Below are 24,532 nucleotides of genomic sequence, written 5' to 3' on the forward strand. Positions count from 1 at the left end.
TGAAACCTCCTCTTGAGATGATCGAATAAAGGCCGGCGACGGACCTAGTCAGCTCGCGCCAGCACCTCGTCCAGCTTGGCGAAAAACTGCTTCCAGCCGGCATGCGCGCCGCCATAGGCCTGCTTCTGGGTCGGGCTGAAGCCCGCCTGCTCGACGCGCAAATGCGTGCCCGCGTTCGTCGGCGTCAGCGTGAAGGTCACCACGCTTTTCAGATCGAACGCCGCGTTCTCATGCGAGAAATTCCAGGTATAGGCGAGCGCGCGCTGCGGCTCGATGGTGAGGACCTCGCAGTCCAGCACGCCGCCCCATTCGCCGCGAAGATTGAAGCGATGTCCCACGACCGGCTTGAAGTCGTTCTTCATCAGCCATTCCTCGATCAGATGCGGCTGCGTCAGCGCGCGCCAGATCCGCTCGGCCGGGAAGGAAAATTCGCGCTCGATCACCACGGAGCGCATCTCGGCGGCAGCTTCGGTCATTGGTCCATCCTCTTCAGGAGATCGTCGAGAGCATCGAGCCGGTTCTGCCAGAAGCCGGCCATCTGGCCGGTCCAGTCGATCAGCGGATTGAGCGCGCCGGGCTGCGCGCTGTAATGGGTCTGGCGTCCTGCATGGCGGTCGCGCACCAGCCCGGCCTGCTTCAGCGCGCCGAGATGTTTTGAGACCGCCGGCTGGGAAACGCCTGACGTCGCCGTCAGTGCCCCGACCGTCTGCTCGCCCTCCCGGCATAGCCGCTCGAAGATCGCCCTCCGGGTCGGATCGGCGAGCGTCCTGAACAGAAGATCGTGCGCGGCGGACATGTGAAATCCATAACCCATAAGTTATGGATTAACTCATAACCGTAGAGTTATGGATAAGTCAAGCCGGAGAATGAAAGACTTCGACGCCTAAGGCCGCAGGTAGAGATAACCCTGCGACTGGAGCTCGGCCAAACGGACCACGCCGCCCTTCTCCGCGCTGACGAAGCCCGGCAGCAAACCCGTCAGCGTGACGTTCTGCGCCTTCATAGTGTTGGCGCACGCCGCGAGCTCGACACCGTCCTTGGAGAAATCGCCGACGCGCTTGCCGACGTCGGGGTTGGCCTGTGCCCGGTGAAACGCCTTCAGCGCCGGCCCGTGAATCACCAGCGCGATGGTGACGTGTTGGGGACCGCCGACGCCGTCAGCGTGGTTCTGGATGTTGCCGAGCACGAAATTGACCTTCTCGGCGTCGCTCAGGTGATAGACGACCTTGAGCTTGTTGCCCGCGCCGACTTCCGTCGCGGCCTTCGCGCTGGAGCCGCCAAGCGCCGCGCCCAGGGCCGAGACGGCGCTCCACAAGATGCTCCGGCGGTTCATGGCGATCTCCCTCGACTGGCCTGATTTCGCCGAGGCCTATCACTTGTGACGCAGCGCGGCGAGTTCCTTGCGGTCCGTCACCAGCGAGGCGCATTCGCGGTTGTCGGTGCGGTCGAGGCGGAAAATGCCGTCGTCGGCACCAGCGACCAGCGATTGCTCGGCTTCGTCGTCCGGCTTGTTGTTCTGCCAGACCCTGACCCGCGCCAGCCGTACGATCGCCGACTTGTCGTCCCTGGAGAGCGCAACGCCGATACCGCCGCCTTCGCAGTCGACACCGCAGCCGAGCCGGATCTCGGTGCCGTCCTTGGTGAAAACAGCGTGGTTACAGGAGCCACTGGAGTCGAAATCGCCGGAGCGATGGCGGTATCTGAAGCCGAGCCGGAAGGAGTTGTGGAGCTCCTTGTCCTCCTTGTCCAATTCCGCCGAGACCAGCAGCTTCATCGAGGCGACCTTCTGCTTCGGATGCCGCGCCAGATGTGCGGCATCGTAGCGGCGGACGAAGCAGGCATAGGCCTTGCTGCCGGGTGTCCCGGCATACATGCGCGTGTTGAAGGTTTCGGCCTCGGCCTTGGTCGCCTCGCGGATATCGTCGGCCTCCTCGGCGCGTGCGGCGCCGACGAAGGCGGCAAGGACAAGCGGAAGGAGCAGGGCAAGCCTCATGATCGCACCGGGCGCGCGAACCATTGACGGCCGCATCGGAGGGGGGTGAGAGCCGACTGGCGGTTAGTCGCAAGCCGGACGCCGCGCGTTCAAGTGCCGATGCCTTGCATTCCCGTGGGCAGCCTCGCGCAAGGTTCCAGTCCTAATAACTCGGGAGAAGGGGCGTTCGTAAACCCAGGGTTGCTGCAAAAGGCTGGTGGCGGTCGAACATGTCCGTAGGTCAGAACTTGCCCAACATTACGATCGGCTATTCCCGGGGACGGCTGCTGGTGTTTTTCGGCGCCGGTCTGCTGCTGTCGCTGCTCTGCGCTGCGCTCGCATTCATGTGGCAGCAAGGCAAGAACATCACCACGTTCGAGGTCGCCGCCTGCTATGTCGGTGCGGTGTTTTTCGGCCTCGCCACCTTCAGGATGCTCTGGAGGTTGATCTCGGCCAGGTCGCCGGTCGTCTTCATCAGCCGTGTCGGCATTCGCGACCTCAGGCTCGCCGACGAGACCATCGCTTGGAGCTCCGTGCGGAAGATACAGATCTGGGAGCAGCGCCTGCAGAAGTTCGTGGTGCTCAAGCTCGATCCCCTTGTCGCCGGGCGATTCTCCGGGGGCTTCCTGAGGCGTGCCTTGTCGCTGATGAACAAGACGCTTGGCGCTGACAGCGTGATCGTCAATGCGGGCGGCCTGACCATGGACGTCAAGACATTGCTCGAGACCTGCAAGCAATATTGGGGTGCCGGACGACCGGCCCCTTCGGACCACTCCGTGCCGGAGCCTGAACCGGAGCCCGAGGCTGTCAGCTGAAGCGGGCGAGGATTCGCCTGCATCGGGTAAGATGCCGCGCATCGCAGCGGCGGTCGAAGCAGGCATAGGCTGCGTTGCCGAGTGGTCGCGCGAGCCTTAGTCCGCCGTCGGTCCGAGAAGGTTCAATCCTTGCGGCGCTTCTGCCCGGGAACTCGGCGCCGCTGATTTCTGCGAGATTGTCGCGGATCATCAATGTGATAGTCTTCACAGACAGCTGAAATTCGATGTCGTAAGCTCACCCGCGTTTGTGGAGTTCCCCGCAATGGGCGAGATTCGTAACTTCAGATCCGGAAATCATGACGAGCCGCCTCCACACGGCTCGATGCCGCGTCGTCTCGCCGCAATCATCGTCGGTGACATCGCTTCCTACAGCCGCTTGATGCAGGCCGACGAGGAAGGCACGCATGTTCGCGTTAAGCGGATCGAGCGGGATCTCATCGAGCCCAGCATCGTCGAACACCATGGAACGTTGGTGAAGACGACGGGAGACGGCTTCATCGCGATCTTCGACAGTCCCGTCGAGGCCGTTCGCTGCAGCATCGTCATCCAGCAGAATCTCGTCGGGCGCAACGCTTCGCTTCCGAAGGACTCCCGGATCGAATATCGGATTGGCGTCAATCTCGGTGATGTGATCGTAGAGCCGGACGATGTCTACGGCGACGGCGTCAACATCGCCACGCGCATCGAGGGTATCGCCGAGCCCGGTCAGGTCTATATCTCGGGCGCGATCTACGAGCAGATCAAGCACAAGGTGGTATGCGGCTATGAGTCGCTCGGCGACCGCAAGGTCAAGAACATCACCGATCCGGTGCGCGTCTATCGCGTGCTGCCGGACGCAGATGCGGTTGGGAGGACGCGAGGCCGGCGCGAGAATACCCTGATCTTCCTTCTGGGCGTCACGCTCCTCGTGATCGCTTCCGGTGTGTTGTGGTATCTGCTGGCGCAGCCGTCGGGCAGGGTGAGGGAGCAGGCCGCCGCGCCGACTGCTGCTCCGGTCGCATCGCCGAGCCCGCAACCTGCACCGCGAGAAGCCGCGACACAAACGCCGCAGCCGTCTCCTTCATTGGCGGCATCGTCTCCATCGCCCGCTCCGGCGCCAAGTGCTTCAGCGTCAAGTGCTCCGGCGCCAAGTGCTTCCGCGCCAAGTGCTTCGACGTCAAGTGCTTCGACGTCGAGTCCAGCACCAAGCCCATCGGCCACGTCGCTCCGCGAACCCGAGATGATCGCCATTCGCGGCGGCAGTTTCGCGATGGGAAGCAATGACGATCCGACCGAACGTCCCGTCCACCAGGTCACGGTCAAGCCGTTCTCGATCGGAAAGTATCCGGTGACCGTGCGGGAATGGAACGAATGCGCGGCTGCAAAGGCGTGCGGCTTCACCGCCATCGGCAAGGACGATGCGCCGATCACCAATGTGAGTTGGACCGACGCGCAGCAATATGCGGCCTGGCTCGCGCGGACCACGAAGAAGTCGTATCGGCTTCCGAGCGAAGCCGAATGGGAATACGCCGCGCGCGGCGGGACGCAGACGAAATATTGGTGGGGCGACAAGCTCCAGCCGGGCATGGCGGGATGCAAGGATTGCGGTGACCTCGCGGCCGAGCAGCCGGCGAAGGTCGGCAGCTTCAAGCCGAATCCGTTCGGCCTCCACGACATGGGTGGCGGTGTCGATCAGTGGGTCGAGGACTGCTGGCGCAGGACCTATCAGGGCGCACCCGGTGACGGCTCGGCATGGACCGGCGGGGACTGCTCGTCGCATGTCCTGCGCTCGGGTTCATGGAAGAACGATTCGAGATATGTGAGGCCGTCCAACCGCGATGGCTACGATACCAATGTTCGTTATCCGACGCATGGATTCCGCGTTGCGCTAAGTCCTTAAGTGGTGGAGTCATTTCGATGCAGATCATTCGTTGCGCCGCCCTGGCGGCGGCGCTCGCATTACTCCCAGGCGTCGCCTATCCGCAGGGCAAGACCGCTCCCAAGGATGCCAAGCTCTATTTCATCACCCCGCGTGACGGGCAGAAGGTTCGGGGCGGGTTCTGGGTCCGGTTCGGCTTGCGCAATATGGGCGTGACGCACGCCGGCGACGAGTACCAGAACGCCGGCCATCATCATTTGCTGGTCGACGTCAACGATCCCATCGATCCCAAGGAGCCGATCCCGCAGGACAAGTCGCATCTGCACTTCGGGGCGGGGCAGACCGAAACCCTGCTCGAACTTCCACCCGGGATGCACACGCTGCAACTGGTGCTGGGCGACGCGAAGCACTATCCGTTCGAGCCGCCTGTCGTATCGGAGAAGATCACCATACGTGTCAGGCAGCCGGTCGAGCGCGGTCGATGATCACCGCAGGCTGGCGTTGAACTTGTCCAGCGCAGCCGAGCCCGGGCACAGCGTGTCCGCCTCCAGCGTATTGAGCGGCGTCTCGACCGTGTTGAGATGCGTGTGCAGGTCTTCCGCATCGGGATCGACGTAGAGCAGACCGGTGACGATCTGGCCCTTGGCGGCGTGCTTCTGGAGGAAGGTCTGGGCGCCGAGGCGGTCGTGCGGGTCGTAATCCGCGTCGATCTTGCGCAGCGCGATCTTGCTGCCGTCGTGCTGCTCGACCACCTGCACCGTTCCCGGCGCATACTCGACGGCGATGGGATCGCGGCCGACCAGCACGTCGAGCCGGTTCACGGCGTCATTGTGCTCCCGCACATAGTCGAAGCTCTTGGTCGAGCCGGCGTGGTTGTTGAAGGCGATGCAGGGGCTGATGACGTCGATGAAGGATGCGCCCTTGTGGCCGATCGCGGCCGCGATCAGCGGCACCAGCTGGCTCTTGTCGCCGGAGAACGAGCGCGCGACGAAGGTGGCCCCTAGCTGCAGCGCGATCGCGACGAGGTCGATCGCGTTGTCGGTGTTGGTGACGCCCTTCTTGGACTTCGAGCCGCGGTCGGCGGTGGCCGAGAACTGGCCCTTGGTCAGGCCGTAAACGCCGTTGTTCTCGACGATATAGGTCATGTTGACGCCGCGCCGGATCGAATGAGCGAACTGGCCGAAGCCGATCGAGGCGGAATCGCCGTCGCCGGAGACGCCGAGATAGATCAGATCGCGGTTGGCGAGGTTGGCGCCGGTCAAGACCGACGGCATGCGGCCGTGCACGGAGTTGAAGCCGTGCGAATTGCCCAGAAAATAGTCCGGCGTCTTCGAGGAGCAGCCGATGCCGGAGATTTTCGCAACCCGATGCGGCTCGATCGAGAGCTCGTAGCAGGCCTCGATGATCGAGGCCGTGATCGAGTCATGGCCGCAGCCGGCGCACAGGGTCGAGATCTTGCCCTCGTAGTCGCGGTGCGTGTACCCGAGCTCGTTCTTCTTGAGGCCCGGATGATGGAACTTCGGCTTGGCAATATAGGTCATGACACGGCCTTGCGGAGCGGGGTCACCTTGAGGTGATCCTGGTGGTCGCCAATGGCTTTTGCGATGAAACGGGCGGTGATCGGTGTGCCGTCGTAATGCACGATCGGCACCAGGCGCACCGGGTCGATGCCGTTCTCGTTGACGATGAGCTGGCGGAGCTGGGCGTCGCGGTTCTGCTCGACCACGTAGACGAAGTCGTGCTCGGCAAGGAAGCTCGCCACGCTCGAGTGGAACGGGAAGGCGCGGATGCGCAGGCGGTCGAGCTGATGTCCGCGCGCCTCCAGCAGGCCGATCGCCTCGTCCATCGCGGGCGAGGTCGAGCCGAAATAGATCACGCCATATTTGGTCGGCCGTTCCGCGTTGGCCTGGAGCGGGCGCGGGACCAGGTCCTGCGCGGTCTCGAACTTGCGCACCAGACGCTGCATGTTGTCGGCATAGACCGAGCCTTCCTCGGAGTAGCGCGCATAGCGGTCGCGCGAGGTGCCGCGGGTGAAATAGGAGCCCTTGGTCGGATGCGTGCCGGGATAGGTGCGGTAGGGAATGCCGTCGCCGTCGACGTCGAGATAGCGGCCGAAGTCGCGGCCTTCCTCCAGCATCTCCGTGGTCATCACCTTGCCGCGGTCATACTGTTTCGCGTCGTCCCACTTCAGCGGGCGGCAGAGACGGTGGTTCATCCCGATGTCGAGGTCGAGCATCAGGAAGATCGTGGTCTGGAGCCGCTCGGCAAGATCGAACGCGGCCGCCGCGAACTCGAAGGCCTCGGCCGGATCTTCCGGGAACAGCAGCACGTGCTTGGTGTCGCCATGCGAGGCATAGGCGCAGGCGATGATGTCGCATTGCTGGGTGCGGGTCGGCATGCCGGTCGAGGGACCGGCGCGCTGGATGTTCATGATCACGGCCGGAATCTCGGCGAAATAGGAGAGGCCGATGAACTCGGTCATCAAGGAGATGCCGGGGCCGGAGGTCGCGGTGAAGGCGCGGGCGCCGTTCCAGGAGGCGCCGATGACGATACCGATCGAAGCCAGCTCGTCCTCGCCCTGCACGATGGCGTATTTCGCCTTGCCCGTTTCAGGATCGTGCCGATACTTCTTGCAGTGGGCGGTGAAAGCCTCCGCCACCGACGAGGACGGCGTGATCGGATACCAGGCGCACACGGTGGCGCCGCCATAGACCGCGCCGAGCGCGGCGGCGCTGTTGCCCTCGATGAAGATGCGGTCGCCGACCTTGTCGGTTTTCTTCACCCGCAGCCCGATCGGGCATTTCAAATTCTGCAGCGCCCAGTCGCGGCCGAGATGCAGCGCATGGACGTTGGAGGAGAGCAGCTTCTCCTTGCCCTTGTACTGCTCGCCGATCAGCTGTTCGATCAGCTTCGGGTCCATGTCGAGCAGCGCCGAGAGGCTGCCCAGATAGATGATGTTCTTGAACAGCTGGCGCTGGCGCGGATCGGTGTAGGTCGAGTTGGTGATCGCGGTGAGCGGCACGCCGATCACAGTGATGTCGTCGCGGAATTTGGTCGACGGCATCGGCTTGGTGGAATCGTAGAACAGATAGCCGCCGGGCTCGATGCCGGCGATGTCCTTGTCCCAGGTCTGCGGGTTCATCGCCACCATCATGTCGACGCCGCCACGGGCGCCGAGATGGCCGTCTTCCGTCACCCGCACCTCGTACCAGGTCGGCAGGCCCTGGATGTTGGAGGGGAAGATGTTGCGGGGGGAGACCGGAACGCCGTGACGCAGGATCGCGCGCGCGAACATCTCGTTGGCGCTGGCCGAGCCCGAGCCGTTGACGTTGGCGAAGCGGACGACGAAGTCGTTTACGCTGCTGAGCGGCTTTTTGTCGGACATGTCGAACCTGCGTAAGTCATCTCGATGAAATATTTCTGCATGTCCCAGGCTCCGGTGGGACAGCGCTCGGCGCACAGCCCGCAATGCAGGCAGACGTCCTCGTCCTTGACCATCACGCGCCCGGTCTTGAGGTCGCTGGAGACGTAAAGGTCCTGGTCGGGATGTGGCGAGGGCGCCTTCAGGCGCTGGCGTAGGTCGCTTTCCTCGCCATTATCAGTGAAGGTGATGCAGTCCATCGGGCAGATATCGACGCAGGCGTCGCACTCGATGCAGAGCGAGGTCGAGAACACGGTCTGGACGTCGCAGTTCAGGCAGCGCTCGGCTTCGCCCAGCGCCAGCTTGACGTCGTAGCCGAGCTCGACCTCGGTTCGGATGTCCTTCAGCGCAATCACCTTGTCGCGATGCGGAACCTTGAAGCGCTTGTCGTTGGAGATGTCGTTGTCATAGCTCCATTCGTGGATGCCCATCTTCTGCGAGGAGATTTGCACCTCCGGCAGCGGCCGTTCGGTGATGTCATCGCCCGAGAGCATCTTGTGGATCGACAGCGCGGCGTCGTGGCCCTGCGCCACGGCCCAGATGATGTTCTTCGGGCCGAACGCGGCGTCGCCGCCGAAGAACACTTTCGGATTGGTCGAGACGAAGGTCTTCGGATCGACCTTGGGCATGTGCCATTTGTCGAACTCGATGCCGCAATCCTGCTCGATCCAGGGGAAGGCGTTCTCCTGGCCGACCGCGACCAGCACGTCGTCGCAGGGAATGGTTTGATCGGGGTCGCCCGAAGGCACCAGATTGCGGCGGCCTTTGGCGTCGTATTCGGCTTTGACGTGCTGGAAGGTGACGCCGATGAGCTTGCCGGCGACATGCTTGAATGCCACCGGCACCATGTAGTTGAGGATCGGAATGTCCTCGTGGATCGCGTCTTCCTTCTCCCAGGGCGAGGCCTTCATCTCCTCGAAGCCGGAGCGCACAATGACTTTCACGTCTGCGCCGCCGAGGCGGCGCGCGGTGCGGCAGCAATCCATCGCGGTGTTGCCGCCGCCGAGCACGATCACGCGCTTGCCGATCTTGTCGATATGGCCGAATGACACCGAAGACAGCCAATCGATGCCGATATGGATGTTGGCGGCAGCCTCTTTCCGGCCCGGAACATCGAGCTCGCGTCCGCGCGGTGCGCCGGAGCCGACGAAGATCGCGTCGTATTTCTCCGCGAGCAGCGCCTTCATGCTCTCGATGCGGTGGCCGCCTTTGAATTCGACGCCGAGATCGAGGATGTAGCCGGTCTCCTCGTCAATGACCGAATTGGGCAGGCGGAATTTCGGGATTTGCGTGCGCATCATGCCGCCGGCCTCGGGATCGCCGTCGAACACGGTGCAGTGATAGCCGAGCGGGGCAAGATCGCGCGCCACCGTCAGCGAGGCGGGGCCACCGCCGACGAACGCAACGCGCTTGCCGTTCTTCGGCGACGGACGCGGCAGGCGCTGCCTGATGTCGTCCTTGAAGTCGGCGGCGACGCGCTTGAGGCGGCAGATCGCCACCGGCGTTTCCTCGACGCGTCCGCGACGGCACGCCGGCTCGCATGGACGATCGCAGGTGCGTCCCAGAATTCCGGGAAACACGTTCGATTTCCAATTGATCATGTAGGCGTCGCTGTAGCGGCCTTGTGCGATCAGTCGGATGTATTCGGGAACCGGGGTGTGTGCAGGACAGGCCCACTGGCAATCGACCACTTTGTGAAAGTAGTCGGGGGCCGCGATGTCGGTCGGTTTCATTCCTACCCTGTCCGCACAGGCCCAAAGACCCGGCGGCCTTTTCTTGAGCTTGGCGAACGCTAATGCGCGTCGATCTGGTTTATGAATGACGTCATTGGGTTAGCTTATTAGAATCATTCCGAAGTACAACGGCAAATTTATGCGATCACCTGCTTTCATAGGTGCTGCGCGCGCTCAGCATTAACGGCCGCACGCAAGGTGCGTGCGGTGCAATATGTTGCGTTGCGGATGGCCGCTAGCCGGACGCGATATCGCTCTTCGCGAGATCCCACATCAGGCTGTAAGTGCCGACGGAGACAGGAAGCGGGAAGGGCGATGCGGCGGGGCCGGTGAAGCGTTCGGCAATGACCGCGGAGACCGCGCCGACATGCGTGCCGTCGATCAGCACGAACCAGTCGCGCGCGCCCTCATTGCGCACCGCTGGAATGTCTGCGGTCGCGCCCGACAATTCCGGCTCGCTTTCGAGCAGATGCATCGAGATGATGCCCTCGCGCTCCCCGGGCGTCAGCTTTTCGTGCAGTGCATCACGCCATGTCCCGGCATTGTCGGCGCTCGGCCGCAGCCGCACCAGCCCGAGTGCTGCGCCGCGACCGGTGCCCTTGCTGATGGTGATGCGCGCGACCACGCGCAGCATGTTCTTGAAATGCGCCATGGTCCGCCGCGACCATTCGGTCTGGTTGGCGAGGCGGGCCCGGTAGGCGGGACTGTCGAGCACGTCGAGCGTCGCGGTCGAGTACAGCGAGAGATATTTGGGATTGGCAGCATGCGCGACATAGCGCCGCGCCTCCAGGAAACCCTCGATCGCGACGCGCTCTTCCAGATGCTCGCGATCGTACCAGCGATTGAAATCGGCCTCATCTGGAACGTCGATGTTCATCGACGTCAGCAGCATGCCTTGCCCGGCGAGCGGCATTGTTCTTGTCCTTCCCATTCAGACCCTCATGGCGAGGAGCCACGAAGTGGCGTCGCGAACCATGAAGGCCCCACTGCTAGATCCGGGCCTTATCCTTCGAGACGCGTTCCTTTTGGAGCGCTCCTCAGGATGAGGAGATCGATCTAGCGCGCGGCTTTCGACGCGAGATCGGCGATCGACTTCATGACCGCGTCCCGCACGCCGGCATCATAGAGCGAATGTCCGGCTTCTTCCACGATCCGAATCTCGGAACCCGGCCAAACTTTCGCAAGCCGCTCGGATGTCTCAGGAGGGCACAACAGATCGTAGCGGCCCTGCACGATGATGCCGGGAATGCCAGCGAGCTTGCCGGCGTTCCGCAACAGCTGGTCGTCCGTCATGAAGCTGTCGTGGACGAAATAATGTGCCTCCATGAATGGCGTCGCAGGCAGCGTGCGCCACACGTTCAGCGATGCGAGGTCCAGCCCCGTCTTGGCCGCCTTGTGCTCAGACAGGACGCGTTCGGTGTCGTGCCAGGCCCGCGCGGCGGGACCATGCAGGGCCGGATCGGCATCGAGGATGCGGCGCCAATAGGCGTCCACCGGGTGTGCGCGCTCATCGGGCGGCAGCACGCTGAGAAAATCCTCGTGGAGCGCTGGATAGAATTGCGACAGGCGCGACGTGAAAGCGGTTTCGACCTCGGCACGGGTGCCCAGGAAGGTTGCGCGGAGCGCAATGCCGGAGATGCGGTCGGGATGGGCCTCGGCATAGGCCAGCGCCAGCGTCGCGCCCCAGGAGCCGCCGACCACCATCCAGCGGTCGAAGCCGAATTTCTCGCGGATCTTCTCCATGTCCGCGATCAGATGCGCCGTCGTGTTATTTTACCGCGATCCCTTGGGACGGCTGCGGCCGCAGCCGCGCTGGTCGAACAGCACCGCGCAGAAGCGTTCGGGATCGAACAGCTTGCGATGGTCGGGTTGGCAGCCGCTGCCGGGCCCGCCATGCAGATAGATGGCGGGGATGCCGTCAGCGCGGCCGACGCTCTCGACATAGAGCTCGTGGCCGTCGCCGACGTCGAGCATGTCGGAGGTCAGCGGCGCAAAGGGATCGGCACGTTTGGCGGATGCGGCCGCGTCGGCGTCAGGCATCATTCCCGGATTCCAGAGTGCCGCCGGCGAAATTGCGATAGAGGAAGCGGTTGGTCTCGCCCTCGGCCTCGCGCTCGGCCTGCTTGAAGATGGTCTCGTGCAGCGGCGACAGCGCGCAGGCGGGATCGGTGTTGGCGGCGTCGCCCGTCAGCGCAAAGGCCTGGCAGCGGCAGCCGCCGAAATCGATCTCGCGGAATTCGCAGGTCTTGCACGGCTCCTTCATCCAACCGGTGCCGCGATAGCGGTTGAAGGCGTCCGAGTTCTGCCAGATCCAGGCGATCGAATGATTGGAGCGCACGGATTCGAAGTCGAGCCCGGTGATGCTCTCGGCGGCGTGGCAGGGCAGCACCTTGCCGGCCGGCGAGATGTTGAAGAACTGCCGGCCCCAGCCGCCCATGCATTTCTTCGGCCGCAGCGCGTAATAATCGGGAACGACGTAGTCGATGGCGAGCGTGCCCTTCAGCCGCTCGCGCGCCTCCTCGACGATGCGGGTGCATTCGTCTAACTGCGCCACGGTCGGCATCAGCGCGGCGCGGTTCTTCAGCGCCCAGCCGTAATATTGGACATTGGCGACCTCGAGCCGGTCGGCATCGAGATCGATCGACATCTGGATGATGTCGGGGAGCTGGTGCAGGTTCTGCCGGTGCATCACCGCGTTCACGGTGAGCGGCAGATCGAGCTCGCGCGTCCATTTCGCCACTTCGAGCTTCTTGCGATGCCCGTTCTTGTAGCCGGCGACGCGGTCGGCGAGACCTTCTTCAACGCCCTGGAAACTGATCTGCACATGGCAGAGCCCGGCATCCGCCAGCTCGCTCAGCCGCTCGCGCGTCAGCAGCACGGCCGAGGTGATCAGATTGGTATAGAGGCCGACGTCGCTGGCATGCTTGACCAGCTCGACGAGGTCCTTCCGCGCCGTCGGCTCGCCGCCGGAGAAATGCACCTGGAGCACGCCGATCTCGGCGAGCTCGCTCAAGACCTTCTTCCACTCCTCGGTCGTCAGTTCCTTGCCGGAGCGGTCGAGCTCGACCGGATTGGAGCAATAGGGGCATTGCAGCGGGCAGCGATGCGTGATCTCGAGCAATACGGCGAGCGGAATGCCGAACGTCTCCGCTGTCGAGCGTTGCTTCTCCAGCACCGCGAGGCTGTCGCTGATGTCGGGCGGAAGATTGCCGAGCAGGTCGCTCATGACGTCTTCTCCCGGGCCTCGGTGAGGAAGCCCTTGTCGGCGAGATCCTGCAGCATGACGATGACGTCCGCCAGGATCGCTTCGCGCGGCGCGGCGTATTTCGCGGCCAGCTGGTCGGCGACGTCGCCGACATTGCGCTCGCCATCGCAGAGCTGCAAGACCTCGACCGCGATCTCGTCGGGCGCCAGCACCCGTTCCGGCGCCAGGATCACCCAGACCTTGCGCGTCTCGTCATATTTCAGCTTGGCATGCCGCGGCAGCACCGGGCGGCTTGCCTCGCTGACGCTGATGTTCCGCGGCCCGGCCATTGCTCTGATCCCTCAGCTCGCTTTGGGCACGAAGGCGCCCGGCGGAATGTGGCCCTCGACATAGGCGTGCTGGAGCGCATCGAGCTGCACCCACAGCACGTTGGTCTTGAAGATCAGCGCGTTGCAGACGGAGGCGCGCTGCTCCGGCGTCGTGGCATGCGCCTTGACGTAGTCGAGCGCGAAACCGGCATCGCGCGGCGCCTGCGCTAAGCGTCGCTTGAAGTAGCTCATGATGTCGGGATTGACGAAGTCGTAGTGCTCCAGCATGCCGGAGATGCGCTCCTCGTGCAGGTTCGGCGCGAACAATTCGGTGAGCGAGGAGGCGATCGCCTCCAGCGGGCTCTTCTCGCGGCAGTAATGGACATAGGCTTCGACCGCGAAGCGCGTCGCCGGCAAGATGCCTTCGGTCGATTCCACATAGGCCGTGTCGAGGCCGAGGCCTTCGGTCAGCTTCAGCCAGCGCTCGATACCGCCCTCGCTGCCGACGTCGCCGTCATGGTCCTCGATGCGGTGGCGCCATTCCAGCCGCGTAGCGCGGTCGCGGAAGCGCGAGATCACCACGGCGTCCTTGATCGGGATCGTGCTCTGGTAATAGTAGCGGTTCAGCGCCCAGGCCTGCACCTGGCCCTTGTTCAGCTTGCCGCCGTGCAGCAGCTTATGGAACGGATGCAGGCTGTGATAGCGCGTAGCCCCGATATGGCGCAGCGTCGCCTCAAGCTCCTCGGCCGAGTTGAGCCTGATGTCCTTGCCAACAGAGAGCGCGGTCATTCCAGTCAGTGACGCGGCATTCACAGCACGATCTCCGTTCCGTCGGCGGGTATCCGCCAGCCCGCGGCCTCAAGCGCTTTACGCTCCGGCGTATCGGGCAGCAGCGCCGGATTCGAGTTATTGATATGCAGAAACATCTTCCTGTCGAGAGTGAGGTCGGCGAGGCGCGCGATCGCGCCATCGTGACCGGACATCGCGACATGGCCCATGCTCTTGCCGGTCTTGTGGCCGAGCCCGGCCTTGATCATCTCGTCATCCTGCCAGACCGTGCCGTCAAAGAACACCAGTGCTGCGCCATCGATCTCGGCCTTGAGCGCATCGGTCACCTCGGCGCAGGCGGCGATGAAGTAGAAGCACTTGCCGGTTGATTTGTCCGTGATCTTGAGTCCCAGCGTATCGCCGTCGCCGGTCTCGCCGCCGGGATGCGCCTTACCTTCCAGATACCAGGCCGACTTGCCGGGCACCGCGAAGGGCAGCACCTCAAGTCCTGAGCGCGCGCCATCAGGCAGCCGCGGCTCGAACGGCTCGTGGATGGAAATCGGCTGGCGCTGTACGTTCTTCTCGTTCAGGACGTTGAAGATGCTGTTGCTCTTCAGGATCGCCAGCACCTTCTGATGCGCATAGACCGTGAAGGGTGAGCCCTCGCGCATCGACAGCAGGCCCGCGACCGCATCCACCTCGCTGTTGGTCAGGATCACGCCTGCAACAGGTGTATGGCGCAGCGCGCCGGCCTTGGGATGCAGCTGCGGCGTGGCGTTCAATTGCTGGCGAAGATCGGGGGAGGCGTTGATCAGGAACCAGTGCTCGCCGTCGCCACTGAAAGCGACCGAGGCTTGGGTTCTCTGAAGCTCCTGGCCATTTTCACGGGCCGCCCGGCAGCCCTCACACCCGCAGTTCCATTGCGGGACTCCGCCGCCGGCCCCGGCGCCCAGGACGACGACGCGAAGCATAATACGTCTCCTGGAGGGAACGTCGCGAGGTGGATCTCAGGCCGACACGGATGCCGACAAAGTTCGTGTCTTCCGGAAACCGATCGTGACCGAAAGATCCACCTGCGCAGAAACCACCAACCGCTTACTTGCGGGTGGCGCTCACATACATGTTGATTTCCATGCCACAGGGCACTTCGACGATCTTCGGGGCTTTCCAAGCCATTTTGGCTCTCCATTTTCACGAATTCGGACGTATCCGCCCAACGGTTAAAGTAATGCGAGCGGAAAACTTCGCTAGTGAAATCTTCCCGAGAAAGCCATGTTGCGCCGCGAAAATGATGGTGGAACATCACTTCCCGTGATGCTGCCTTGCGCGTGGCGCATTCGGTCGCGAACCCTGTCCTGATAAAGCAGTTGTGAGTGCAGTGCAGCTTTCAATCCGGTACAGGCCTCCCAATTTGGACTCTCGTGATGCCCAGATACTTCTTCAACACCCGCATCGGCGACGAATTGATCGTGGATCCCGACGGAGAGGACCTGCGTAACCCCGATCGCGCCTGGGAGGTCGCCCGCCAGATGATCCTGGAGGTGGTGAAGTCGGAGGGCGCCCAGCCGGCGCTCATGGAGGCCGTCATCGAGGTGACCGACGACGACGGGGAGATCGTGCTCGAATTCCCCTTCACCGAGGCCCTGCTGGACATCCCGGATCAGTCCGCGACCAGGCATTGAGGCCCCCGCGCGCTCCCCTGTCATTGCGAGGAGCCCTTGCGACGAAGCAATCCAGATTGTCTCCGCGGAGGGATTCTGGATTGCTTCGCTGCGCTCGCAATGACCGGGAATGAGGCACCACCCGGCGCCAAGCCCGCTCTTCCTCCCCGCGAAATCCGCATGGCTTTGCCGCGTTCCCGGCGCTAAAAGACGCCGGTTAAACGGAGCAAACCATGCAAGATCTCTGGCGCCTGTCGGCCGCCGACCTCGCTACCCTCGTCAAATCCAAAAAGGTCTCCGCCAGGGAGGCGGCCAAGGCCGGTCTGGCCCGCCTGGACGCCGTCAATCCCCAGCTCAACGCGGTGATCGACCACCGGCCGGAGGACGTGCTCAAGCAGGCTGATGCCGTCGATGCCGCCATCGCCAGGGGAGACGATCCCGGTGTGCTCGCCGGCGTGCCCGTCACCATCAAGGCCAATGTCGACCAGGAAGGCTTTGCCACCACCAACGGCCTGAAACTCCAGCGCGACCTGATCGCGCGCGAGGACAATCCGGTGGTCGCCAATTTCCGCAAAGCGGGCGCCATCCTGCTTGGCCGCACCAATTGCCCGGCCTTCTCCTATCGCTGGTTCACCACCAATCTGGTCCATGGCGACACCAAGAACCCCCGCGATGCCTCGCTGACCCCGGGCGGCTCGTCCGGCGGCGCCGGCTCGGCGGTCGCGGCCGGCATCGGCCATATCGCCCACGGCACCGACATCGCCGGCTCGATCCGCTATCCCGCCTATGCCTGCGGCGTGCACGGCCTGCGCCCGACGCTCGGCCGCATCCCGGCCTTCAACCCGGCGCTGCCGGAGCGTCCGATCGGGCCGCAGATCATGGCCGTCTCGGGCCCGCTGGCGCGCACGGTCAACGATCTCAGGATCTCGCTCGAAGCCATGTCGGCCCGCGACATCCGCGACCCCTGGTTCGTGCCGGCGCCGCTGGAGGGCCCCGCGCGGCCGAAGCGCGCCGCGCTCTGCCTCAACCCGGACGGGCTTGCGACCAAACCGGAGGTGAAGGCCGCGGTGACCGACGCCGGCAAGCGGCTGGAGCGCGCCGGCTGGACTGTCGAGGTCATCGAGAACACGCCGCCGATGCGCGAGGCGGTCGAGTGGCAGAGAAAACTCTGGCTTGGCGACGGCTATGAGGCGCAGCTGGAGATGGCTGAGCGCGAAGGCGATCCCGGTGCGCTGGCCTGCCTGCGCGGCAATCGCGCCAAGGTCACGCCGATGGACCAGGCGGACTACGCCAAGGCGCTCACGCGCCGCGCCACGCTGACCCGCGACTGGATGCTGTTCTTCGAAAAATATGCCGTGGTGCTCACGCCGGTGTCCGGCGAGTTGCCGTTCCCGGATCATCTCGACCGCAAGGACAACGAATCCTTCGAGCGCGTCTGGGAGGCGCAGATGCCGCAAATCGCGACCCCGTTCATGGGACTGCCGGGCCTGGTGGTCTCCACCGGTCTGGTTGGCAAGGCGCCGGTCGGCGTGCACATCGTGTCCGGCCGCTATCGCGAGGATCTGTGTCTGCTCGCAGGCGAAGCGATCGAGGCGGGCGGCGTGCCGCCGTCGCCGATCGATCCCGTGGGTTAGCGATGTCTGTGATCTACGACTTCAAGGCCAACTCGCTTCTCGGCGAGGAGGTGCCCATGCGCCGTTTCGAAGGGCAGGTGCTCTTGATCGTCAACACCGCGAGCAAATGCGGCTTCACACCGCAATATCGCGGGCTCGAGGATCTCTATCGCGACCTCTCGCCGCGCGGCTTCTCGGTGCTCGGCTTTCCCTGCAACCAGTTCGGCGCGCAGGAGCCGGGGCCGGCGAGCGAGATCCAGTCCTTCTGCTCGACCAACTACGACGTCACCTTTCCCCTGTTCGAGAAGATCGACGTCAACGGCGCCCATGCGCACCCTCTGTATGAGTACCTGAAACGCCAGCAATCCGGCCTGCTGGGCGCCTCCATCAAATGGAATTTCACCAAATTTCTCGTGGACCGTGCCGGCAAGGTGATCGCGCGCTACGCGCCGACCGCACGGCCGGAAGGACTGCGGAATCAAATCGAGACCCTGTTATGAGCGAGACAATCATGAGCGACGAATTTCCGGACCGCCTGTCGGTCGACCCGAACAGCCCCTATTACAACGCGGATATTCTCTCGCGCGACGTCGGCATCCGCTTCAAGGGTGTCGAGAAGACCAATGTCGAGGAGTACTGCATCAGCGAAGGCTGGGTCCGCGTCACCGCCGGCAACGCCAAGGACCGCCACGGCAATCCGCTGACGATCAAGGTGCATGGTCCGGTCGAGCCGTATTTCAGGGATAAGAAATAGTTTCTAAGCGCGCCGTGCTCTCTCCACCCGTCATTGCGAGGAGCGCACACTCTCTCCACGTCATTGCGAGCGACTTGTCCGCCATAGCTCGAAGAGCGACGGCGGAAGCGAAGCAATCCAGAATCTTTCCGCCGTGACAGTCTGGATTGCCTCGTCGCTTCGCTCCTCGCAATGACGAAAGTAAAAGGCCAACCCCATGTCCGTCCGCATCGTTGACGTCCGCGAGATCACGAAGCCGATCTCTTCGCCGATCCGCAACGCCTATATCGACTTCACCAAGATGACGACGAGCCTCGTCGCCGTCGTCACTGACGTCGTCCGCGACGGCAAGCGCGTCGTCGGCTACGGCTTCAATTCCAACGGCCGCTACGGGCAGGGCGGCCTGATCCGCGAGCGCTTTGCCTCGCGCATCCTGGAGGCCGATCCGAAGTCGCTGCTGAATGCGGCTGGTGACAATCTCGACCCCGACAAGGTCTGGGGCGCGATGATGACCAACGAGAAGCCGGGCGGCCATGGCGAGCGCTCGGTCGCGGTCGGCACCATCGACATGGCGGTGTGGGACGCGGTGGCGAAGATCGCAGGCAAGCCGCTGTTCCGCCTGCTCGCCGAACGGCACGGCGTGAAAGCAAATCCGCGCGTGTTCGTCTACGCCGCCGGCGGCTATTACTATCCCGGCAAGGATCTCTCGATGCTGCGCGGCGAGATGCGCGGCTATCTCGATCGCGGCTACAACGTCGTGAAGATGAAGATCGGCGGCGCGTCGATCGAGGACGACCGCACCCGCATCGAGGCGGTGCTGAAGGAGATCGGCAAGGACGCGCAGCTCGCGGTCGATGCCAACGGCCGCTTCGATCTCGAGACCGGCATCGCCTACGCAAAAATGCTGCGGGACTATCCGCTGTTCTGGTACGAGGAAGTCGGCGATCCCCTCGACTACGCGCTGCAGGCCGCGCTCGCCGAATTCTATCCGGGCCCGATGGCCACGGGCGAAAACCTGTTCAGCCACCAGGACGCGCGCAACCTCATCCGCTACGGCGGCATGCGCCCGGATCGCGACTGGCTGCAATTCGACTGCGCGCTGTCCTATGGCCTCTGCGAATACCAGCGCACGCTGGAGGTCCTGAAAACCTACGGCTGGTCGCCGAGCCGCTGCATCCCCCACGGCGGCCACCAGATGTCCCTCAACATCGCAGCCGGCCTCGGCCTCGGCGGCAACGAGAGCTATCCCGACCTGTTCCAGCCCTACGGCGGCTTCCCGGATGGTGTGCGCGTCGAGAACGGCCACATCACCATGCCCGACCTGCCGGGCATCGGCTTCGAAGGCAAGTTCGATCTCTACAAGGAAATGAAGGCGCTGGCGGAGTAGGATTGGGCTCGACGGCCGCGCCGACACTCTCCGTCATTGCGAGCGCAGCGAAGCAATCCAGAGTCTTTTCGCAGAGGCACGGCTGCAAGCTTCTCGTCTGGTACGAACTGCACGCGACAATGACCGATGCGATTGTACGTGAGAAGCAGATCAAGGGTGGCAGCAGAGCGAAGAAGCTTGCGCTGATCGAGAGCGCCAATCCGGACTGGACGGATCTCTACGAGACGCTGATCTGACGACAGGGGGAGTGGCGGTAGTAGGCGAGAGGGCGCCACTCATCCCGTCATTGCGAGCGTAGCGAAGCAATCCAGAATCTTCCCGCGGAGGCAGTCTGGATTGCTTCGTCGCATGTGCTCCTCGCAATGACGGCGGAGGGACCTTGGTCACTGCACGCCCTCCACCCGTGACAACAACATCGGCTGCAGTGCACCATACATCAGCGTGCGCCACAGCCATTCGATCGGGCCGTATCGGCAGTGGCGCAGCCACCATGCGCTGAACAGCACCTGTCCGACGTAGACGGCGATGCCGATAGCGAGGGCCTGGGTGATGCCGAGCCGTCCGAACAGGCCAAGGCCGTAGCCGTAGAAGATCCAGCCGAAGATGAGCGATTGTGCGACGTAGTTGGTGAATGCCATCCGGCCGAGCGGCGCGGCCCAGCCGAGCAGCCTCTTGCCGCGTCCGAAACTGGCGATGAAGAGGATGGCGGCACCATAGCCCAGCGCCAGCAGGATGTTGCCGAGCGGCTCGATGCCGACGTAAAGCAAGGCCGCGCCGAGACAGATAGCCGGAAGCGCGATGACGAGCAGGCCGCGGGCATTTTGCAGAATGCCGCTCCGCCAGGCCAGCGCTCCGACGAGAAACAGCCCGATCGTGCGCAAGAAGACGAACGCGTGCAGGGACGCGATGAGAGGAATTTCGCGGAGACGAAACGCCAGCACGTCGAGGAAGCCGCCCGTCGCATAGATGCGATTTGCATCCATGACGTCCCGCCAGATCGCGGTCCTGCCGGGAAACAACCCCGCGGGCGGAAAGGCCTGCATGGCCAGATACAGCGCGAGAGACGCCAGCGCGGCGAGCGTCAGCAACCAGCGCGGGCCAAACAGGAACGGCAGCACGATGAATCCCGCCAGTGCATATTCGGTGAGGATATCGCCGTTCCAGATCAGGCACAAATGAATGACGCCGAACACCAGCAGCACAGCGAGCCGCCGCAGGAGCAGGAAAGTGCGGCGCTCGCTGTTCGCGAGCCGGTCGAATTGAATGGCAAGGCCTGCGCCGAACAGCAGCGAGAACAGCGCAAACGCCTTGAGCTCCACGGCCTGCGTCAGGATCGTTTCGACGGCGCGATCAACCGGCGAAGCAAGCGTCCTGGCACCAAGAAACTGCTCGAAGATCGAAATGCGAAATTCCATGACCACGTTGATGGCCATGACGCCGAACAGGGCAATGCCCCGCAGCACGTCGATGGCGTCGATCCGGTCCGAGGGGCTTATTGGCCGAGGAGATGCGGCACCATCGGATGTCATGGAAGAATTCCAATTGTAGCTCGACGATGCGTGGCGCGGGGCGAGATGCCTGCCACACGCTCCGTCATTGCGAGCGCAGCGAAGCAATCCAGAATCTCTCTGTGGAGGCAGTCTGGATTGTTTCTTCGCAAGAGCTCCTCGCAATGACGATGTGGCGAAAGTCTGCCATCCCTTACGAAATTTCGCTCCTCACACGCGTTGCAGCAGCGGCCGCAAGCTGCGGATGTCGGTCACAGCCTCAATCTCATACACCGACTTGATCAACCGCTCGGCCTTCTCGCCGCCGACCACTGGGGCAATCAGATCGCGCGCCTTGTCGATGACCTCGTCGCGCGTCATCGGGTTGCGCGGCGTGCCGCGCACGGCGGTGACGCGCTCGGAGAGGCGGCTTCCATCAGTGAGCTCTATCTCGACGACGGCGACGCGCACCGGCAATAGTTTGGCCAGCTCCTCGTCGCGCACCAAATTCACCTTGGCGCGCTCCTTCAAAACCGCCGCGTCCTGCATGCGCGGCTTGTCGTGCGCGGCGTGGAACGAGGCGGTCTTGTCGAGCAGCATCACGGCGACCATGTGCTGGAGACAGATGTCGGGGATGTCGCGGTTGTCCACGACCTCGGCGACCGACGGCGCAAGACGTACGGTGACGCGCTTGACCTCTCCGGCCTCGAACGCCTGCTTGCTGCGGATGGCGTAGACCGCATCGAGCGGTCCCTGGATCGGTGAACCCACCGTCCATTTCTTGATGTCGGTGCCTGCGATCTCGTAACGCTCGCCAAGCTTCTCCACGAGTTTTCCGGTCGCTGCCTTCGGCGCATAGGCCAGGAAGTAATTGTCTGGCCCTGAGAACACGTCGTCGATGCCGTTCCAGTCCGAACGCACCAGCAGTGCCGACGTCACGCCGTTTCGGGCCGGCATGCCGGCGAACACAAACCCCTTCTCGATATGGTCGACGTCGCGCCGCCACACGATGAAGCCGGAGGATTGCTGCGCGGCATAGTCGAGCACCCAGCGCATCCGGTGCGCGTCGAAGCCGGCGACGCTAGCCGCCGCAGCGGAAGCGCAGAACGTACCGGAAATGCTGTGCGTGCTCAGCACGCTTTCATAGCTGAAATCGGCCCCGCCCATCGCCATCACCACGCGCGTGCCGACGTCATAGCCGAGCGTCACCGCACGCAGAAAATGGGCGCCGTCGATTCCGAGGTGTTCGCCGAGCGCAAGTGCCGCGGGCACAGTCGAACTGCCGGGATGCGAGCGCGACGGGCTGTGCGAATCGTCGGTCTCGTCGGCATGCGCCATGACGCCGTTGGCAAGCGCAGCTTCGACTGGCGACGCGGTGAGCGATGTGCCGGCAATGGTCGATGTCCCCTGCGCAGCATTGGCGCGAATGTAGCGCTGCGCCGCCTGACCGGGCGGCAGCTCCGATCCTGATATCATCGACGCCAGCGTGTCGAGGATGTGGTGCTTTGCTTGTTCGACGACTTCGGGCGGCAGCGCGCGGGTTTTCGCAGCGCTCATGTAGTCGCACAGCGCCGTCATTTCTGGCCCGGAGCCAGATCCCTCCGCGAAACTGCGCGCGGGCGAAAGCGAGAGGCCGGTTGCCGCCGCTGCGGTCAGGCTGAGAAAGTCGCGTCGTTTCATGGTGTCCCGTCTTTGGTGCAGGAACTGATGAAACGGATAGCGCCTGGGATAGCGGTATGTCCAGTAGCCGCCGCGCTCCGCTGTCATGCCCCGCGCAGGCGGGGCATCCAGTACGCCGCGGCGGATGTGGTCAGAGCGAGTTTCTCCAACGCCGGCCTCTGGAATACTGGATCGTCCGCCTTCGCGGACGATGACACCGCAATTGTCCCTACGACAGCCGCATGTCCAGCAGCCTGCGCCCCTCGCCCTTCAGCAGCTTCTTCACCGCGCTCGACGCCACGACCTCGCCGTCATTGGCGTAGGCTTCGTGGTTCTTCTCGATGTCGTCGAGGCGGTAGAGGTAGTTGACCATCACGCCGGCGGACTCGCGCGCGCCTTTCGGCGAGAGGTCGCCGAGCCAGTTGATGCGCTCGAGCCGTGCGCCGTTGCCGAGATGGAAGCGGGCGACGGAATCGATCAGCTTGCCCTTCGGCGTGCGCGCTTTCAGGAAGTAATAGGCCGCGAGCGGCTCGATCACGGTGCGGAGCAGCGTCGTCGTCTCGGGGTTCTCGAACCATTTGGGATCGTCGAGGCGCTTCAGCACCTCGCGGTCCTCGTCCGAGAGCGGCAGGTCCCTGTCCTGCTTCACCCATTGCATGAAGCCCGGCACCGGCGACAGCGTCACGAAGGTGTCGAGTTTTGGCGTCTCGCGGCGCAGCTCTTCGACCACCTGTTTGATCAGGAAGCTGCCGAAGGAGATGCCGCCAAGCCCGCGCTGGGTGTTGGAGATCGAATAGAACACCGCGGTGCGCGCACGCTCGATCGGCAGATGCTGGCGGTCGACCGCCAGCAGCGGCGCGATCGCACCGGGGATCGTCTCGGTCAGCGCCACCTCGACGAAGATCAGGGGCTCGTCAACCATGGCGGGATGGAAGAAGGCGTAGCAGCGCCGGTCGACCGGATCGATGCGGCGGCGCAGGTCGTCCCAGTCGCTGATCTCGTGCACGGCTTCGTAACGGATGATCTTTTCGAGGATGTTGGCCGGGGTCGACCAGTCAATCCGGCGCAGCACGAGAAACCCCCTGTTGAACCACGACGAGAGAAGGTGCGAGACGTCGCGATCGAGCGCGGCGAGATCGGTGTGACCGTTCATCATGCCGAGCAGATCGGCGCGCATGTTGACGAGATCGCCGGTGCCGCCCGGCGCGCGGTTGAGGCGGCGGATCAGCTCCTGCCGGCGCGGCTCGGAGGCGAAATGCAGCGAGCTCGCGTCTTCGTCACTGGGACTGGCGCGCCATTTTTCGATCGCCTTGGACAGGCGTTCGCGATCGGGGCCGAAATCGCGCACCAGGGCTTCGAAGAAGGCGCGGCGTCCTGCCGCATCCAACTCCTGGTAGATGTCGAGCACCTCACGCGCCATGGCGGTGCCCGAAGCTTCGCCACGACCGGACAGCAGCGCACCGCAGAGCTCGATCAGCCCGTCGGCATCGTGCTTGGCGTCGGCGGAATCCCCGCGGCGCAGCAGCGTGCGGCCGCGATCGGAGATGGTGGCGAGCAGGTCTGAGAAGAAGGCGTTGGCCATCTGGTCGTTTCGATTCCGGTTTGTGCGCTGCGGAAGCTTACACGGGATTTAGGCGGAAGCCGATCACAATCAAGCAGGGGAATTTTGTATCTTTCGTGGTGCCATGCGCCACCAGGAAAGCTGTCATGCCCCGCGAGGCCGAGAGTGCCACCAAAGCTGTCATGCCCCGGGTTGACCGGGGCATCCAGTACGCCGCGGCCTCTCGGCTCAATCACGGCCGTCTCTGGAATACTGGGTCGGGGGGGGGCGGGGGGGGGGGGCGCGCGGGGGGTTTTTTGGGGGGAAACACACCGCGCGGCCGCACCCCACCGCAGAGTCGGGCAGCACAAC

Annotated in this window: 25 protein-coding genes and 1 pseudogene; 9 read left to right on the forward strand and 17 right to left on the reverse strand. The window is 63.8% G+C overall.

Annotated features, from left to right (window positions below; translation table 11 throughout):
• Positions 1–44: 44 nt before the first annotated feature.
• From AC0L3X_RS08085 to AC0L3X_RS08100, 4 genes are all read right to left on the reverse strand, one after another.
• Entirely contained in the window at positions 45–476 is a 432-nt protein-coding gene (locus tag AC0L3X_RS08085) for an SRPBCC family protein (RefSeq protein WP_063981414.1), read from the reverse strand.
• Positions 473–796 (reverse strand): ArsR/SmtB family transcription factor, encoded by a 324-nt coding sequence (locus tag AC0L3X_RS08090; protein ID WP_028147048.1) that lies wholly within the window; start codon positions 794–796, stop codon positions 473–475. Before AC0L3X_RS08090 ends, AC0L3X_RS08085 begins: the two co-directional genes overlap by 4 nt.
• Positions 797–883: 87 nt before the next feature.
• A complete protein-coding gene (locus AC0L3X_RS08095; protein ID WP_473316353.1) occupies positions 884–1,333 on the reverse strand; it encodes a DsrE family protein in 450 nt (149 codons plus the stop codon).
• 39 nt (positions 1,334–1,372) lie between these two features.
• Positions 1,373–1,993 (reverse strand): hypothetical protein, encoded by a 621-nt coding sequence (locus AC0L3X_RS08100; protein ID WP_063986128.1) that lies wholly within the window; start codon positions 1,991–1,993, stop codon positions 1,373–1,375.
• A gap of 209 nt (positions 1,994–2,202) precedes the next feature.
• Here AC0L3X_RS08100 and AC0L3X_RS08105 point away from each other — a divergent pair, with 209 nt between their 5' ends.
• From AC0L3X_RS08105 to AC0L3X_RS08115, 3 genes are all read left to right on the forward strand, one after another.
• Entirely contained in the window at positions 2,203–2,787 is a 585-nt protein-coding gene (locus tag AC0L3X_RS08105) for an STM3941 family protein (protein ID WP_063981416.1), read from the forward strand.
• A gap of 262 nt (positions 2,788–3,049) precedes the next feature.
• Complete coding sequence (locus tag AC0L3X_RS08110) at positions 3,050–4,666, forward strand: SUMF1/EgtB/PvdO family nonheme iron enzyme (RefSeq protein ID WP_063981417.1); 1,617 nt, start codon at positions 3,050–3,052, stop codon at positions 4,664–4,666.
• Positions 4,667–4,683: 17 nt separating this feature from the next.
• Positions 4,684–5,130 (forward strand): DUF4399 domain-containing protein, encoded by a 447-nt coding sequence (locus AC0L3X_RS08115; protein WP_063981418.1) that lies wholly within the window; start codon positions 4,684–4,686, stop codon positions 5,128–5,130.
• On the opposite strand, the gene AC0L3X_RS08120 is transcribed toward AC0L3X_RS08115, so the two are convergent.
• The 10 genes and pseudogenes from AC0L3X_RS08120 to pqqA all read right to left on the reverse strand — a co-directional run bounded on the left by AC0L3X_RS08120 (position 5,131) and on the right by pqqA (position 15,256).
• On the reverse strand, positions 5,131–6,186 hold the full coding sequence (locus tag AC0L3X_RS08120) for a 2-oxoacid:ferredoxin oxidoreductase subunit beta (RefSeq protein ID WP_063981419.1): 1,056 nt from the start codon (positions 6,184–6,186) through the stop codon (positions 5,131–5,133).
• Entirely contained in the window at positions 6,183–8,030 is a 1,848-nt protein-coding gene (locus AC0L3X_RS08125) for a 2-oxoacid:acceptor oxidoreductase subunit alpha (RefSeq protein ID WP_063981420.1), read from the reverse strand. The genes AC0L3X_RS08120 and AC0L3X_RS08125 overlap by 4 nt, the downstream gene beginning before the upstream one ends.
• Entirely contained in the window at positions 8,000–9,799 is a 1,800-nt protein-coding gene (locus tag AC0L3X_RS08130; RefSeq protein WP_063981421.1) for an FAD-dependent oxidoreductase, read from the reverse strand. Before AC0L3X_RS08130 ends, AC0L3X_RS08125 begins: the two co-directional genes overlap by 31 nt.
• Before the next feature lie 235 nt (positions 9,800–10,034).
• Complete coding sequence (locus AC0L3X_RS08135) at positions 10,035–10,712, reverse strand: DUF4286 family protein (protein ID WP_063981422.1); 678 nt, start codon at positions 10,710–10,712, stop codon at positions 10,035–10,037.
• 143 nt (positions 10,713–10,855) lie between these two features.
• Positions 10,856–11,842, reverse strand: a pseudogene (gene pip, locus AC0L3X_RS08140) (prolyl aminopeptidase).
• Entirely contained in the window at positions 11,832–13,025 is a 1,194-nt protein-coding gene (gene pqqE, locus AC0L3X_RS08145) for a pyrroloquinoline quinone biosynthesis protein PqqE (RefSeq protein WP_063981424.1), read from the reverse strand. The pseudogene pip and the gene pqqE overlap by 11 nt, the downstream one beginning before the upstream one ends.
• A complete protein-coding gene (gene pqqD, locus AC0L3X_RS08150; protein ID WP_028147039.1) occupies positions 13,022–13,333 on the reverse strand; it encodes a pyrroloquinoline quinone biosynthesis peptide chaperone PqqD in 312 nt (103 codons plus the stop codon). Before pqqD ends, pqqE begins: the two co-directional genes overlap by 4 nt.
• 12 nt (positions 13,334–13,345) lie before the next feature.
• Positions 13,346–14,101, reverse strand: coding sequence for a pyrroloquinoline-quinone synthase PqqC (gene pqqC, locus AC0L3X_RS08155; RefSeq protein ID WP_175618535.1), 756 nt, complete (start codon positions 14,099–14,101; stop codon positions 13,346–13,348).
• 20 nt (positions 14,102–14,121) lie between these two features.
• Entirely contained in the window at positions 14,122–15,051 is a 930-nt protein-coding gene (gene pqqB / locus AC0L3X_RS08160) for a pyrroloquinoline quinone biosynthesis protein PqqB (protein WP_063981426.1), read from the reverse strand.
• 124 nt (positions 15,052–15,175) lie between these two features.
• Positions 15,176–15,256 (reverse strand): pyrroloquinoline quinone precursor peptide PqqA, encoded by an 81-nt coding sequence (gene pqqA / locus AC0L3X_RS08165; protein WP_007595659.1) that lies wholly within the window; start codon positions 15,254–15,256, stop codon positions 15,176–15,178.
• A gap of 248 nt (positions 15,257–15,504) precedes the next feature.
• Here pqqA and AC0L3X_RS08170 point away from each other — a divergent pair, with 248 nt between their 5' ends.
• The 6 genes from AC0L3X_RS08170 (at position 15,505) to AC0L3X_RS08195 (ending at position 19,710) form a co-directional block, all read left to right on the forward strand.
• Positions 15,505–15,762: a DUF6894 family protein gene (locus AC0L3X_RS08170; RefSeq protein ID WP_063981427.1), complete on the forward strand. Its 258-nt coding sequence runs from the start codon at positions 15,505–15,507 to the stop codon at positions 15,760–15,762.
• A 212-nt stretch (positions 15,763–15,974) separates the two neighbouring features.
• Positions 15,975–17,375, forward strand: a complete 1,401-nt coding sequence (locus AC0L3X_RS08175) for an amidase family protein (RefSeq protein WP_063981428.1) — start codon at positions 15,975–15,977, stop codon at positions 17,373–17,375.
• A 2-nt stretch (positions 17,376–17,377) separates the two neighbouring features.
• Entirely contained in the window at positions 17,378–17,854 is a 477-nt protein-coding gene (locus AC0L3X_RS08180; RefSeq protein ID WP_063981429.1) for a glutathione peroxidase, read from the forward strand.
• Entirely contained in the window at positions 17,851–18,108 is a 258-nt protein-coding gene (locus tag AC0L3X_RS08185) for a DUF3297 family protein (RefSeq protein ID WP_015684132.1), read from the forward strand. Before AC0L3X_RS08180 ends, AC0L3X_RS08185 begins: the two co-directional genes overlap by 4 nt.
• 196 nt (positions 18,109–18,304) lie before the next feature.
• Positions 18,305–19,474 carry a D(-)-tartrate dehydratase gene (gene tarD / locus AC0L3X_RS08190; protein WP_063981430.1) on the forward strand — a complete coding sequence of 390 codons (1,170 nt, stop codon included), beginning with the start codon at positions 18,305–18,307 and terminating at the stop codon, positions 19,472–19,474.
• Between the two features lie 35 nt (positions 19,475–19,509).
• Positions 19,510–19,710 (forward strand): GIY-YIG nuclease family protein, encoded by a 201-nt coding sequence (locus AC0L3X_RS08195; protein ID WP_371498107.1) that lies wholly within the window; start codon positions 19,510–19,512, stop codon positions 19,708–19,710.
• Positions 19,711–19,857: 147 nt separating this feature from the next.
• Here AC0L3X_RS08195 and AC0L3X_RS08200 read toward each other — a convergent pair whose 3' ends face one another.
• From AC0L3X_RS08200 to AC0L3X_RS08210, 3 genes are all read right to left on the reverse strand, one after another.
• A complete protein-coding gene (locus AC0L3X_RS08200; RefSeq protein ID WP_063981432.1) occupies positions 19,858–21,003 on the reverse strand; it encodes a DUF418 domain-containing protein in 1,146 nt (381 codons plus the stop codon).
• A gap of 189 nt (positions 21,004–21,192) precedes the next feature.
• Positions 21,193–22,641: an MmgE/PrpD family protein gene (locus AC0L3X_RS08205; RefSeq protein WP_354131753.1), complete on the reverse strand. Its 1,449-nt coding sequence runs from the start codon at positions 22,639–22,641 to the stop codon at positions 21,193–21,195.
• 208 nt (positions 22,642–22,849) lie between these two features.
• Positions 22,850–24,202 (reverse strand): malonyl-CoA decarboxylase, encoded by a 1,353-nt coding sequence (locus tag AC0L3X_RS08210; protein ID WP_063981433.1) that lies wholly within the window; start codon positions 24,200–24,202, stop codon positions 22,850–22,852.
• Between the last annotated feature and the right edge of the window lie 330 nt (positions 24,203–24,532).

It is taken from the genome of Bradyrhizobium sp. MI1.7, assembly GCF_055811795.1.

Bases quoted from the DNA above. Each gene is read 5' to 3' on its own strand.
- AC0L3X_RS08095 (WP_473316353.1), bottom strand. From the start codon at position 1,333: ATGAACCGCCGGAGCATCTTGTGGAGCGCCGTCTCGGCCCTGGGCGCG.
- AC0L3X_RS08200 (WP_063981432.1), bottom strand. From the start codon at position 21,003: ATGACATCCGATGGTGCCGCATCTCCTCGGCCAATAAGCCCCTCGGAC.
- AC0L3X_RS08210 (WP_063981433.1), bottom strand. From the start codon at position 24,202: ATGGCCAACGCCTTCTTCTCAGACCTGCTCGCCACCATCTCCGATCGC.
- pqqD (WP_028147039.1), bottom strand. From the start codon at position 13,333: ATGGCCGGGCCGCGGAACATCAGCGTCAGCGAGGCAAGCCGCCCGGTG.
- AC0L3X_RS08120 (WP_063981419.1), bottom strand. From the start codon at position 6,186: ATGACCTATATTGCCAAGCCGAAGTTCCATCATCCGGGCCTCAAGAAG.
- AC0L3X_RS08135 (WP_063981422.1), bottom strand. From the start codon at position 10,712: ATGCCGCTCGCCGGGCAAGGCATGCTGCTGACGTCGATGAACATCGAC.
- AC0L3X_RS08090 (WP_028147048.1), bottom strand. From the start codon at position 796: ATGTCCGCCGCGCACGATCTTCTGTTCAGGACGCTCGCCGATCCGACC.
- tarD (WP_063981430.1), top strand. From the start codon at position 18,305: ATGTCCGTCCGCATCGTTGACGTCCGCGAGATCACGAAGCCGATCTCT.
- AC0L3X_RS08175 (WP_063981428.1), top strand. From the start codon at position 15,975: ATGCAAGATCTCTGGCGCCTGTCGGCCGCCGACCTCGCTACCCTCGTC.
- pqqB (WP_063981426.1), bottom strand. From the start codon at position 15,051: ATGCTTCGCGTCGTCGTCCTGGGCGCCGGGGCCGGCGGCGGAGTCCCG.
- AC0L3X_RS08170 (WP_063981427.1), top strand. From the start codon at position 15,505: ATGCCCAGATACTTCTTCAACACCCGCATCGGCGACGAATTGATCGTG.
- AC0L3X_RS08130 (WP_063981421.1), bottom strand. From the start codon at position 9,799: ATGAAACCGACCGACATCGCGGCCCCCGACTACTTTCACAAAGTGGTC.
- pqqA (WP_007595659.1), bottom strand. From the start codon at position 15,256: ATGGCTTGGAAAGCCCCGAAGATCGTCGAAGTGCCCTGTGGCATGGAA.
- AC0L3X_RS08180 (WP_063981429.1), top strand. From the start codon at position 17,378: ATGTCTGTGATCTACGACTTCAAGGCCAACTCGCTTCTCGGCGAGGAG.
- AC0L3X_RS08105 (WP_063981416.1), top strand. From the start codon at position 2,203: ATGTCCGTAGGTCAGAACTTGCCCAACATTACGATCGGCTATTCCCGG.
- AC0L3X_RS08085 (WP_063981414.1), bottom strand. From the start codon at position 476: ATGACCGAAGCTGCCGCCGAGATGCGCTCCGTGGTGATCGAGCGCGAA.
- AC0L3X_RS08115 (WP_063981418.1), top strand. From the start codon at position 4,684: ATGCAGATCATTCGTTGCGCCGCCCTGGCGGCGGCGCTCGCATTACTC.
- AC0L3X_RS08125 (WP_063981420.1), bottom strand. From the start codon at position 8,030: ATGTCCGACAAAAAGCCGCTCAGCAGCGTAAACGACTTCGTCGTCCGC.
- pqqE (WP_063981424.1), bottom strand. From the start codon at position 13,025: ATGAGCGACCTGCTCGGCAATCTTCCGCCCGACATCAGCGACAGCCTC.
- AC0L3X_RS08205 (WP_354131753.1), bottom strand. From the start codon at position 22,641: ATGAAACGACGCGACTTTCTCAGCCTGACCGCAGCGGCGGCAACCGGC.
- AC0L3X_RS08185 (WP_015684132.1), top strand. From the start codon at position 17,851: ATGAGCGAGACAATCATGAGCGACGAATTTCCGGACCGCCTGTCGGTC.
- pqqC (WP_175618535.1), bottom strand. From the start codon at position 14,101: ATGACCGCGCTCTCTGTTGGCAAGGACATCAGGCTCAACTCGGCCGAG.
- AC0L3X_RS08100 (WP_063986128.1), bottom strand. From the start codon at position 1,993: ATGAGGCTTGCCCTGCTCCTTCCGCTTGTCCTTGCCGCCTTCGTCGGC.
- AC0L3X_RS08110 (WP_063981417.1), top strand. From the start codon at position 3,050: ATGGGCGAGATTCGTAACTTCAGATCCGGAAATCATGACGAGCCGCCT.